The sequence below is a fragment of the Sphingobacterium bovistauri genome, assembly GCF_020295405.1.
GTDB classification, from domain to species: domain Bacteria; phylum Bacteroidota; class Bacteroidia; order Sphingobacteriales; family Sphingobacteriaceae; genus Sphingobacterium; species Sphingobacterium bovistauri.
Genome location: NZ_JADEYP010000016.1, coordinates 78,318 through 89,696, shown reverse-complemented (window position 1 = coordinate 89,696; position 11,379 = coordinate 78,318). Strand labels below are relative to the sequence as shown.

Here is an 11,379-nt window from a genome sequence, read left to right as displayed (position 1 = left end):
ACTATGCCAATTCATAATTGGGGCATAATCCTTAATCAGTTCTTAACTTTATTTGAAAAAAGAGTCCAATTGTAATTAACAACTGAACTCCATATTTTTAAATTTACACAGTTCGTGAGACAGTCCCTAATACTAAAAAAAGGGGACAACAATATGTTGTCCCCTTTTTTGTTTTAATATTATAGGATGATTACTTATCTACACGAATAAAATTACCTTCTTTGTCGAATTCTAAATCGATATCGTTTGTTAATTCTACATCAAATCCATTAACTTCTCTATCAATACTATTAATACCTACAGTTGCATAGTTAGCTGTAACATAACTTACAATCGATGGTAAGATAAAAGATGTAATTGGTAATGCATCACGATCATTTCTCGCTTCTACATCTTGCCAAAGTCCTGCATTATCAAATTTAATATCTACCCCATTATCTAATTTAACCTCGTATTCGAATGTAGAAGAACTTTCTTTATCTTTTATTGTCGAAATAACCTTTGCACTTCCAAAATATTGGCTTACAAAAGACTTTGATACCATTGGCAAATCATCGTTCGAAATTAATTCATCATCCTTATCACAAGAAGTCATTGTGAATACTACAGCTACGGCTAAAATCGCTTTTGAAAATAAATTTTTCATATTATTACATTTAAATTTTAAGTGTGTAAAAATTGTATCGTTAGTCATCTATACGCAAAAATTTCCCCTTACTATTGAATTCCAAATCTAACCCATTTGATAATTCAACTTCATATCGCGAAGAATTCTTTGCTATTTGCACAATACTGTTATTTGGAAAACTCTTTGACACATAAGCTCTTATTGCCTGCGGTATCAATTCTATAGGCACAGCATTATGCTTTAAATCAACTTCTTTCCAATTTCCATCCTTGTCAAATTCAAATTCCGAGCCATCTTTCATTTTAACCTCGTAATTTTTCTTAAAGAAAAGCTCCTCTTCTAATTTGATATAAGCAATGCTTAATTTGGAAGCGTAAGTTTTAATAAAACTCTGTGCTTGTTTAGGTAACTGCCCCAAATCAATAATTTTATCCTGTGCATTCGCAGCCAAACTTGTGGTCATCAAGGCAACTACGGATAATGTTTTAAATATTGTTTTCATCTTTTAATCTTTTATTTATACTACAAAAATCAAAAGTGAATTGGGAAAGATTCGGGAATAATAACGAATTTTATAAAAATTATTTAACACGCATAATTTCAAAAACTTGCAAACTATTCTGATAAGAATACTGAATCTTTAAGAAAGGATATTTTTCCAAAATAGTCTTTATGATGGACAAACCTAAACCATTGGAGTTATGATCTTGGCTTCCTTTATAAAATCGCTCGAAGATGTAATCTGGGTTTAATGCCTTTTCTTGACTCGTGTTAGAAATCACCACCGCATCAGATTTTATTAGAACAACTAAATAACCAGCTGTAACATTGTATTTAACTGCATTGCTAAGTAGATTAGAAAACAATATTTGCATTAAATCTGGATTAGCATGGACTTCAAAAATGCCATCCTGCTGAATATTTAATTGAATTTCCTTATATGTAATCAAATCCTCGTAGTCATTCAAAAGATCTGTAATTACAGTATTTACATTGACATTTTCGCTTCCAGCATATTGTTGGTTATTGATACGTGAAAGTGTCAGCAAACTTTTGTTCAAATTAACCATACGTTGCAAAGAACGCTTCGCTTCTACGATACGAACGGTATCTTCTTCGTTAAGAGATGTGTTTTCTAATACCAATTCAAGTTTCCCAATACCGACAGCTAGTGGCGTTTGTAATTCATGCGCAGCATTTTCTAGGAAACGCTTCTGCCCATCAAATACCTTTTCATTTTGCTGTATCATATGTCGAATATGATTATTAAGGTCATTGAATTCCGAAACAGGCGATTTTACCGATTCAAAACTATTGGCTTTACCAAAACGGTACTTTGATAGATTTTTTAAAATTTGCTTGAAAGGTTGCCAAGCTCGACCAAGCATATAATGGTTGATAATCAAAATGCTCAGCACTATGACAATGTACAAAACAACTAAAGAAATCGCCAGATTGATTAGAAAATCATCTTCTTCGACAGTAGAAGTACGTATTTCCAATCGATAGGGTTTACCTGTTGCGTCATAAAAACCCGTATGTAAAATGCGGTATGGCTCCTCTTCTTCATCGTAAGGCATATAGATCAATTCTTTAGAAAACTTATTTTGATCAACAACCTCTTCGGTGTTTTCAGCCTCCCTAATCACAAATTGATTCACGCCAAAATCCTTAGATTCTTCAATAATTTTAGGATTACGATAAACTTCTCGTAAAATTAATATTTTTTGATTTTTGAGACCATCGTCAATATTATCATACACTTCATCCATGATCACTGCATAAAATAAAGCAGCCCAAATAGCCATCACCACAAGGATGGCAATAACCACAAAACGATTCGTATAATTTTTTACAGAGATAGCCATTTATACCAATTTATAGCCCACACCATATACAGCTTGCAAATCACAATCTGCACTTGCAGATTTAAGTTTCTTACGAAGATTCTTTATTTGTGAATAAATAAAATCCAGATTATCTGCCTGATCCGCATGATCGCCCCAAACGGTTTCTGCCAACGTTGATTTTTCCAACAACTTATTCGGACGAAGCATGAAATAATAAAAAAGATCGTATTCTTTTCGATTCAACGTAAGAGGTAGACCACTAATCAGCACTTCACGCGTTTCAGGATGTAGACTTACATTTTTGTATAACAACAAATGTTGCCCATCTTGCGCATTACGACGAATAATTGACCTCAAGCGCGCTAACAGTTCTGCAAAATGAAAAGGTTTAGCCAAATAATCGTCCGCCCCTATTTCCAATCCTGCCACTTTATCATCGACCGAATCTTTTGCTGAAAGAATTAATACAGGGCTCTTGATTTCATTGACACGCATTTCTCGCAAAACATCTAATCCCGAACCACCTGGCAACATAACATCCAACAATACACAATCGTAGGGATAGTTCATGACTTTATCAATCGCTTCCATATAAGTCGAAGCAACCTCTACCAAAAACTTCTCTCCCGCTAAAAACTCGCGAATACCTGCTTGCAACGCTAATTCATCTTCGACAATCAATACTTTCATAGTAGAAACAATAATACCATTAGAATTAGGAATATTTTAGGAATAAGGTACTGAATTAGGATGACAATAAAAAAGGGATGAAAAATCATCCCCTGTTATATCTTATATTAATGAGCCAACAACTCTGGAAGCTCTTCAATGTCTACATCGCCAGATTCGGAAATAGAAATAAATTTCACTGGAACAATCTCATTCACTAATAATGGATCGTAAGGTGTACGCACTTTTACATAATTTTTGGAGAATCCATGCATAAATCCATCTTTCTCATCCGATTCGAATAAAACCTCTCCTATTGCGCCAAGATTTTCTTCATAAAAAGCACGACGTTTTTTCTCCGAAAGAATATGCAACATCTTGCTACGGTCCGAACGCTGTGCGCCTGGTACAGCACCTTCCATCTGCGCTGCAATCGTATTTTCACGTTCCGAATAAGTAAATACATGCAAATATGAAATCGGCATATCATTCAAGAAATTGTACGTATCGATAAAATCTTCACGAGTTTCACCCGGAAAACCAACAATCACATCTACACCAATACAGGCATTCGGCATCAATGATTTGATTTTTGCTACTCGCTCGCCATACAATTCACGTTTATAACGACGACGCATTTGCGCTAATACTTTGTTATTCCCTGATTGTAATGGCATATGAAAATGCGGAACAAAGCGCTTAGATTGTGCCACAAATTCAATAATTTCATTGGCTAATAAATTTGGTTCGATTGAGGAAATACGTATACGGTCGATACCTTCGACTTCGTCCAGAGCTTTTACTAAATCCAAGAATTTGTCCTGACGTTTCCCATCACGAATACCGTAATCGCCAATATTTACGCCTGTCAATACAATTTCCTTCACACCCGAAGCAGCAATTTCTTCCGCTTGACGAACGCTATCTTCAATTTTCCCCGAACGACTTGCACCACGTGCCAAAGGAATCGTACAGAACGTACACGAATAATCACAACCGTCTTGTACTTTCAAGAAAGTACGTGTACGATCGCCAATCGAATATGCCGTCACGAATTGATTTGTTTCATCAATCGGTCCATTATGAACAACCGCTTTCTCTTGCTTAGTCAGATCATTGATATGCTCAATGATATTGAACTTTTCCGCCGCACCCAACACCATATCCACACCTGGAATCTCTGCGATTTCCTGCGGTTTCAACTGCGCATAACAACCTACAATTGTGATATAAGCATTTGGCGAATATTTCAACGCTTCCTTTACGACCTTTCGACATTTCTTGTCCGCATTGTCCGTCACCGAACAGGTGTTGATTACATAAACGTCCGCAGGTGAGTTGAATGGCGTGGTATCATAGCCCGCATCCTTGAACTGACGCCCAATCGATGAAGTCTCCGAAAAATTCAACTTACAACCCAGTGTATAGAAAGCTACTTTTTTATTCATAATAAGCTGCAAAAATACGCTTTTTTTTAGACTTCGCTTTATAAGTATAAGATTTGAGATGCCAATGACATTTTATATCTTTATTCAAGAGATTTAAATTGAGCAATAATGAATTACCTTGCTGAGAATTTTAAGAAAATGGATCCTTTAGATTTTGAGGATTGCATCCTTCAAATTGAAAAAACATTTGCTGTGAAATTTGATGATAATGATATAAATAAAATTAATTCTTTTAATGACTTAACTAATCTGACAACATCCTATTTAAATATATCACAGGTTGATTCGTGTACTTCCCAACAAGCATTTTATAAATTCAAACGAGCTTATTTGTTTACTCAAAATATCAATCAAAAGATTAAACCAAGTTCTTTATTAGAAGAACTTTTCCCTAAGTCAAATCGAAGAGAACAGATAAAAAGTATAGAACAAGAGTTAGGTTTTAATTTAAACATGTTAGAGCCTCCTGCATGGATTACTTACTCACTATTGGGTATTTTTGTCCTTTCATGTATCCTTTTATTTGACAACACATTTTATGGAGTTTCAGGGTTATTAATCTCAATCTTTGGCTTTTATTTCGCTTTCAAATTCGGAAATACATTAACATATCACCATGTTTCTGACTTAATCAGATCCATACTACAAACAAATTATCATCTCTGCCGAAGTTCGGAATCCTACAATCCGAAGGAAATTGAAAAGATAATTATCGAGATTTTTACAGATAACCTTTACTTAGAAAGGGATAAATTTGACAGCAATACTTCATTTAGTTAGTTGTAAAAAATATCTTAACTTCGTAAAATTAAATTCCATTTAACATATTGAAACATGAAACAATATTTAGATTTACTAAAGCACGTATATACCACAGGAGTGGACAAAACAGATAGAACGGGTACGGGTACACGTAGTGTTTTTGGTTATCAAATGCGTTTCAATCTACAAGAAGGTTTTCCGATTATTACAACCAAAAAACTGCATTTACGTTCGATTATCCACGAATTAATTTGGTTTTTGAAAGGTGAAACCAATATCAAATACTTAAAAGACAATGGCGTAAGCATTTGGGATGAATGGGCTGATGAAAACGGCAATTTAGGACCCGTGTACGGTTCGCAATGGCGTTCTTGGCCTACGCCAGATGGCAGACATATTGACCAGATTACTCAGGTAATTAATCAGTTAAAAAAATCACCTGATTCGCGCCGTATCATCGTGTCGGCATGGAATGTGGCCGAAATCGAAAACATGGCTTTGCCACCTTGTCACGCTTTCTTTCAGTTCTACGTGTCTCCTGCACAACCTGAAAAAGGAATTTTGAAACCACAACTTTCTTGTCAGTTGTACCAACGTTCTGCGGATATTTTCTTAGGTGTACCATTCAATATTGCTTCTTATGCCCTATTGACGATGATGGTCGCACAAGTGTGCGATATGGAAGCAGGCGAATTTGTACATACTTTCGGTGATGCGCATATCTACAGCAACCACTTCGAACAAACAGAATTGCAATTGTCTCGTACGCCAAAACTACTTCCTACAATGAAAATCAATCCAGAAGTAAAGGATATTTTTGATTTCAAATTTGAAGATTTCGAATTGGTAGGTTATGAATTCGAACCACATATCAAAGCTCCTGTAGCGATTTAACTCTTAATGGTTGATGGTAAATGATTAATGATGTATAAATGAGAGAGAATATCATTAAAAACATCAGTTTTGAATTTGCGGTCAGAATCGTGAAGCTTTCTCAGTATTTGCGTGAACAGAAAAAAGAATTTGTACTGAGTAAACAATTAATTCGCTCAGGAACGAGTGTTGGTGCCATGATTCGTGAAGCAGAACACGCGGAATCAAATTCTGATTTTAAACACAAAATGAGTATTGCACAAAAGGAAATTAACGAAACTATATACTGGTTGGAATTGTTGAAAGAAACGGATTATCTCACAGATGAACAATTTGAAAGTATAATAAACGATGCGATTAAAATCATTAAATTGATTACATCTATTATTAAAACTACTAAAGCAAATATGAGTTGATGTGAGATAAATTTTTACAATTAACCATTAATAATTAATAATCTAAAATGACTGATACTAAAATAACATTAATCGTAGCTGCTGCAGAAAATAATGCCATCGGCAAAAACAATCAGATGCTGTGGCATTTGCCTAATGATTTTAAATACTTTAAGAAAAATACATTGGAGCATTCAGTGGTGATGGGTCGTAAGACTTTTGATTCCATTGGCAAACCACTTCCTGAGCGTCGCAATATTATTTTGACGCATGATATGAACTACAATCACGAAGAAGTGGATGTAGCTAATAGTGTGCAAGAAGTATTAAACTACTGTCGTGATGAGCGTGAAGTCTTTATTATCGGTGGTGCAGAAATCTACAAGCAAACATTGCCTTTAGCGGATAAAATCTTGTTGACTCGTGTGCACACTACGATAGATGGCGATGCGTATTTCCCTGAATTGTTAGATGATGAATGGAAATTAGTCAGTGCTGAAAAGTACGAAAAAGACGAAAAACACGCTTTTGATTATACGTTCGAAGTATACGAAAGAGCGTAACTAATACTCCCTTTTCTTCCAAAGGTATTTCCACGATACTTTTGGAAGGAAATGATTTTTAAAGAACCAATAAACTTAATAAGAATATGTATTTAATGTATGTTGACGAAAGTGGAGATGTTGGCGTTAATAACAGCCCAACTAGATACTTTATATTGTCCGCAATAGTAATTCATGAGTTAAGGTGGAAACAAACTCTAGAAAGTCTGGTAGAATTTAGAAAATTTTTAAGAGATACCAAAGGGCTAAAATTAAGAGAAGAGATTCATTGCACAGAATTAATTAACAAACCTGGTAAACTTATCAGAATAAAAAGAAATGATAGATTAGATATTATTAAAAAGTGTATTGACTGGCTAAATTTACAACCTGACCTTAATGTATTTAGTGTTGTAATTGATAAAAATAATAGAAATGATGACATTTTTGAATTAGCTTGGAATACTTTAATAATGAGGTTTGAAAATACAATTAGTAATAAAAATTTTCGTGGCCCCTCTAATACAGATGATAGAGGAATGATACTATCTGATAACACAGAGGGAACTAAACTTAGGAGACTTGTAAGGAAAATGCGACATTATAATACGATCCCAAATAAAACAGAAATATATAATTCAGGATATAGAAACATCAAAATAAATTCTGTAATCGAGAATCCAGTTTTAAGAGATTCTCAATATTCATTTTTACATCAAATGAATGATGTTCTAGCATATTGCATTAAACAAAAATATCAATCGAACACTTATATGAAGAAAAAAGGAGGGGATAAATTTTATAAGAGATTGGATAACGTAACTGTAAAAATGGTAACCTCAAAAAACAATTATGGAATTGTAGAGATATAAAAAAGGTGACGTAAGCCACCGGGGGAATCCTACTAAAGAAACTAGTTCTGTTCAGATTCATTACAAATATATATATATAATAATCAGTAAAATATTATTTTTTAACATTTTTTTCTTTTGTTTGTAACAGAAACTCCTCTATTAAATAAATCTAACATTAAATAGTCAAATAGATCAATAATATAATATGTCCCAACCATCCAGCAAGAAAAATCCAAAGATCACCAAGCAATTTACCAAATCACTAAACAAGCTTTTGAACAAGAAGAGGTCGAAGCCAAATTGATGGATGTCAATGGAACAGCGCACTATCCTAAAGAATTTGAAAATGTATAAAAAATTTTTAAATTGCTTTTAGATAACCAAGGAAACCATGAAAATAACAAACATTTCAGCGCAACATACTGCTGATTTATACAAGGAATTGAAACGTTTGAAATCAGAAAAAATCATCAATGCCGTACTCGTTGGTTTTACTGTAGGCGTATTTGTCTATAGCATTATTAAAGGAGGTATAGGTTTTGGTTCTCTTATGGCTTTGGTTGTAGCCTATTTTTTCATCAAAAATTCCAATAAAAGCAATGCACTAACCAAAGAAATTGAGAAAGAATTAAACCTTAGAGAATCTAACTAGCCAATATTTTCGAAAATAGTCGCCTTATAAAATTTTGCAATATGAAAAAATAGATAACCATTGTGCAAACCGAGTTTACGAGCTCAGCAAAGCTAAATTTTTCAGCGACGAGTTTTTAATAACTTTTTGCGGAAAAAAGTTATTGCCCGCCCGGCACGAGGGTATTTGAAAATCCCCTAACCCATCAATGGATCAGAAATACTAGGTTTACCATTTTCTATACGTCCAGCATACTGCCTTTCCCAATCTTCCACTTTTACCAAAACATCATACCAGCGACCAAACTCTTTTGTGTCAATTTCTAGTGTCGTTGATTTTTTTGATTTGACTAAAATAGATTTTGAATTACCGCGATATGCATCTAATACTTGAATTTTTTGCGATGCTTTCGATAAGTTTTCGATATGCAAAATCAAATTACTCTTAGACGAATACGAGGCTTTAATACGCAATGACTCCTCTCCTCTTTTGGAAGCAAACTTACGGTAAAATCCATTCGGTCCATGCAAAGCTAGGTTGTACGCATTGTCATCCACCTTATCCCAATTGTATTGCAGCTGTTTTCCTGCTTGCACCGCAAAAGATTTACTGAAGCGGTTCTTTTGCAATAAGTCGTACACATTAAAAGCACCTGACAGCGCTTTATCCCCAAACAGTTCGTCTGAAGCTTCTAAAATCAAATTAAGTTTGCCCTCCTGATGTTCTTCATGAACATAGAGTTCATAACACAAAGCGTTAGATGGTTTTGTTCCTTGCTCTTGATAAGGCAAAGTCGGATGATTATTACCGTTCTTTATCCCATCTATTGCTATGACATCAAGCTCTTGATAACCATCTGGTAGCGGTTTGTTTTTTGCACCATCAATTTCTGAAATCTGCTTTTTCATATCCAGAAAGTCTGGTAGTCTAAACCTATCCCTACTATTATGGGAACGAAACACAGAAGTCAAATCCCCCGTGATGGCTCTACGCCAGTTGGAAATATTGGTTTCGAAAATGTTTTTGTTATACTTTTTATTCAGGAATATCTCCATAAACTGAATGGTCGAAGTGAGGTCACATACTTCCGAATTGACCCAACCTCCCTTAGTCCAAGGCGAAGCAATAATCAGCGGGACACGATACCCCAAACCTACTGGACCTTCAGTTGCATTTTCGGGTTTAATACCAGACTGTAGCTCTTGTTCTTTGGTCATAAATTCTGTTTGCAAGCCATCTTGCAACTCATCCGAAACCAAACCTGATGTCGTATCTCCTGGCTTGGGTGCTACAAATGGCGGTACATGGTCAAAGTAACCATCGTTCTCATCATAATTGAGAATAAAAATTGTCTTTTTCCATATTTCGGGATTTTTAGTCAGAATATTTAAGATCTCCGACAAGTACCAGGCTCCATACATGGGTGCGCTGGGGTGATCCGAAAAATGCTGTGGTGCACAAAGCCAGCTCACTGTAGGCAACTTTCCATCTTCGACATCCTTACGGAATTGGTACAGAATATCACCTTTAGGCACTTTGATTTTCGTTCCTTCAAAGTCGACTTCCTCAGTCTCATGGTAATCGAGATCTCCTTCATTCGTTTGAAATGCCCTTGCATGCAGTTCCTTCTCAAAGGAAGAAAGCTGTTCAAATTTCTCTGACGAATACTGTTCCACTTCTCGTTTGAAGCTTTCTAATTGCTGTTCTTTCTGTGCTAATGTATTTTGCAACTTTTGTGCATTCGGCTCAGTTGTCAGCTGTCGCTTAAGTTCTTCTATTTCTACAGGTAGTTCCGCTATTCTACGGTTGTAAAATTCAATATGACTCTTCTTGAATCGTACATTATATTGAGCGAACCATTCCAGATTGTTGTCTGTAAAATTCCCAAGCAGCGATTCTTCATCACCTGATATTTCATTCTGCAGACTAATTTCATTTTGATAAACCTTCCAACTGATGTCATTCTCTTGCAATCGCTCAGGAAAAGTTTTCCAACTCTTCATCTTGTTGTAATAAGTGTCCGAATTACGTGTCAATGGCTTACTGAGTAGATTTTCCGCACATTTACCTGTCCAGAAGTAGTGTCGATTGGTTGTTGTACCCGTAATTGATGAACAGAAATGTTGGTCACAAATGGTAAAAGCATCTGCAAAAGCATAATAGAAAGGAATATCTTCGCGTGTATAATAACCCAAAGTCAGCGGCAAATCCCTAAACTCTCGTCTACCAGATTGTTTCCAATCCAACCATTTATCAAATTTCCCTTCGTTCCAAGCACCAATTTGATTTTCCCACGAATGAGGAAGATCACCACTCCAACTCGCTTTTGAATTTTTAATGTCCATTCGGAATGGAGCGAATGTTTTACCTTCTTTATTGGATTGCAGCCAAACAGGATTACCATTTGACAATTGTATAACGCGTCTATCGTTGAATCCTCGTACTCCTTTCAACGTGCCAAAAGAATGGTCAAAGGAACGATTTTCTTGCATCAACAATACAATATGTTCGGCATCTAAAAATGTAGAACCATTTAAAGGATCTATAGCCAAAGCTGCCTCAATCGACTTGGGCAAATGCGTAAACATCCCAAATGCCCCGGCTAACATTCCTGCTTTTTTAATAAATGATCTTCTATTTTCCATGTCGAAGGATTATAATTGCAATATAAAAATAACAACCTTATTCAGACGAATCCTATTTTAAAAATATCAGCTCCCTAGGGGA

At 35.2% G+C, this 11,379-nt stretch carries 12 protein-coding genes; 6 read left to right on the top strand and 6 right to left on the bottom strand.

The annotated features are described in order from the left end of the window. Positions 1-190 precede the first annotated feature (190 nt). From IPZ78_RS10045 to mtaB, 5 genes are all read right to left on the bottom strand, one after another. Entirely contained in the window at positions 191-646 is a 456-nt protein-coding gene (locus IPZ78_RS10045; RefSeq protein ID WP_225553270.1) for a PepSY-like domain-containing protein, read from the bottom strand. Between the two features lie 40 nt (positions 647-686). Next, positions 687-1,130 carry a PepSY-like domain-containing protein gene (locus IPZ78_RS10040; RefSeq protein WP_225553268.1) on the bottom strand — a complete coding sequence of 148 codons (444 nt, stop codon included), beginning with the start codon at positions 1,128-1,130 and terminating at the stop codon, positions 687-689. A gap of 79 nt (positions 1,131-1,209) precedes the next feature. Continuing rightward, entirely contained in the window at positions 1,210-2,496 is a 1,287-nt protein-coding gene (locus IPZ78_RS10035; protein WP_225553266.1) for a sensor histidine kinase, read from the bottom strand. Continuing rightward, complete coding sequence (locus IPZ78_RS10030; protein WP_225553265.1) at positions 2,497-3,168, bottom strand: response regulator transcription factor; 672 nt, start codon at positions 3,166-3,168, stop codon at positions 2,497-2,499. 107 nt (positions 3,169-3,275) lie between these two features. Next, on the bottom strand, positions 3,276-4,595 hold the full coding sequence (gene mtaB, locus IPZ78_RS10025) for a tRNA (N(6)-L-threonylcarbamoyladenosine(37)-C(2))-methylthiotransferase MtaB (protein WP_225553263.1): 1,320 nt from the start codon (positions 4,593-4,595) through the stop codon (positions 3,276-3,278). A 108-nt stretch (positions 4,596-4,703) separates the two neighbouring features. Between mtaB and IPZ78_RS10020 the strand changes: the two genes are divergently transcribed. From IPZ78_RS10020 to IPZ78_RS09995, 6 genes are all read left to right on the top strand, one after another. Beyond that, positions 4,704-5,375 carry a hypothetical protein gene (locus IPZ78_RS10020; protein ID WP_225553260.1) on the top strand — a complete coding sequence of 224 codons (672 nt, stop codon included), beginning with the start codon at positions 4,704-4,706 and terminating at the stop codon, positions 5,373-5,375. A gap of 54 nt (positions 5,376-5,429) precedes the next feature. Beyond that, complete coding sequence (locus IPZ78_RS10015) at positions 5,430-6,251, top strand: thymidylate synthase (RefSeq protein WP_225553258.1); 822 nt, start codon at positions 5,430-5,432, stop codon at positions 6,249-6,251. A 38-nt stretch (positions 6,252-6,289) separates the two neighbouring features. Further along, complete coding sequence (locus IPZ78_RS10010) at positions 6,290-6,646, top strand: four helix bundle protein (protein WP_225553256.1); 357 nt, start codon at positions 6,290-6,292, stop codon at positions 6,644-6,646. Positions 6,647-6,693: 47 nt separating this feature from the next. Further along, positions 6,694-7,188 carry a dihydrofolate reductase gene (locus IPZ78_RS10005; RefSeq protein WP_225553254.1) on the top strand — a complete coding sequence of 165 codons (495 nt, stop codon included), beginning with the start codon at positions 6,694-6,696 and terminating at the stop codon, positions 7,186-7,188. A gap of 95 nt (positions 7,189-7,283) precedes the next feature. Further along, the gene (locus tag IPZ78_RS10000) at positions 7,284-8,039 is read left to right on the top strand and encodes a DUF3800 domain-containing protein (protein ID WP_225553252.1); all 756 of its coding nucleotides are present in this window, start codon (positions 7,284-7,286) and stop codon (positions 8,037-8,039) included. A 373-nt stretch (positions 8,040-8,412) separates the two neighbouring features. Then, positions 8,413-8,673, top strand: a complete 261-nt coding sequence (locus IPZ78_RS09995) for a hypothetical protein (RefSeq protein WP_225553250.1) — start codon at positions 8,413-8,415, stop codon at positions 8,671-8,673. A 176-nt stretch (positions 8,674-8,849) separates the two neighbouring features. Here the strand turns inward: IPZ78_RS09995 and IPZ78_RS09990 are convergent, their stop codons facing one another. Then, positions 8,850-11,297, bottom strand: a complete 2,448-nt coding sequence (locus IPZ78_RS09990) for a phosphocholine-specific phospholipase C (RefSeq protein ID WP_225553248.1) — start codon at positions 11,295-11,297, stop codon at positions 8,850-8,852. Positions 11,298-11,379 lie beyond the last annotated feature (82 nt).

What these genes read in the sequence shown, in the direction of transcription:
- IPZ78_RS10045 (WP_225553270.1), bottom strand. Translation starts at nt 646, where the DNA reads ATGAAAAATTTATTTTCAAAAGCGATTTTAGCCGTAGCTGTAGTATTC.
- IPZ78_RS10040 (WP_225553268.1), bottom strand. Translation starts at nt 1,130, where the DNA reads ATGAAAACAATATTTAAAACATTATCCGTAGTTGCCTTGATGACCACA.
- IPZ78_RS10035 (WP_225553266.1), bottom strand. Translation starts at nt 2,496, where the DNA reads ATGGCTATCTCTGTAAAAAATTATACGAATCGTTTTGTGGTTATTGCC.
- IPZ78_RS10030 (WP_225553265.1), bottom strand. Translation starts at nt 3,168, where the DNA reads ATGAAAGTATTGATTGTCGAAGATGAATTAGCGTTGCAAGCAGGTATT.
- mtaB (WP_225553263.1), bottom strand. Translation starts at nt 4,595, where the DNA reads ATGAATAAAAAAGTAGCTTTCTATACACTGGGTTGTAAGTTGAATTTT.
- IPZ78_RS10020 (WP_225553260.1), top strand. Translation starts at nt 4,704, where the DNA reads ATGAATTACCTTGCTGAGAATTTTAAGAAAATGGATCCTTTAGATTTT.
- IPZ78_RS10015 (WP_225553258.1), top strand. Translation starts at nt 5,430, where the DNA reads ATGAAACAATATTTAGATTTACTAAAGCACGTATATACCACAGGAGTG.
- IPZ78_RS10010 (WP_225553256.1), top strand. Translation starts at nt 6,290, where the DNA reads ATGAGAGAGAATATCATTAAAAACATCAGTTTTGAATTTGCGGTCAGA.
- IPZ78_RS10005 (WP_225553254.1), top strand. Translation starts at nt 6,694, where the DNA reads ATGACTGATACTAAAATAACATTAATCGTAGCTGCTGCAGAAAATAAT.
- IPZ78_RS10000 (WP_225553252.1), top strand. Translation starts at nt 7,284, where the DNA reads ATGTATGTTGACGAAAGTGGAGATGTTGGCGTTAATAACAGCCCAACT.
- IPZ78_RS09995 (WP_225553250.1), top strand. Translation starts at nt 8,413, where the DNA reads ATGAAAATAACAAACATTTCAGCGCAACATACTGCTGATTTATACAAG.
- IPZ78_RS09990 (WP_225553248.1), bottom strand. Translation starts at nt 11,297, where the DNA reads ATGGAAAATAGAAGATCATTTATTAAAAAAGCAGGAATGTTAGCCGGG.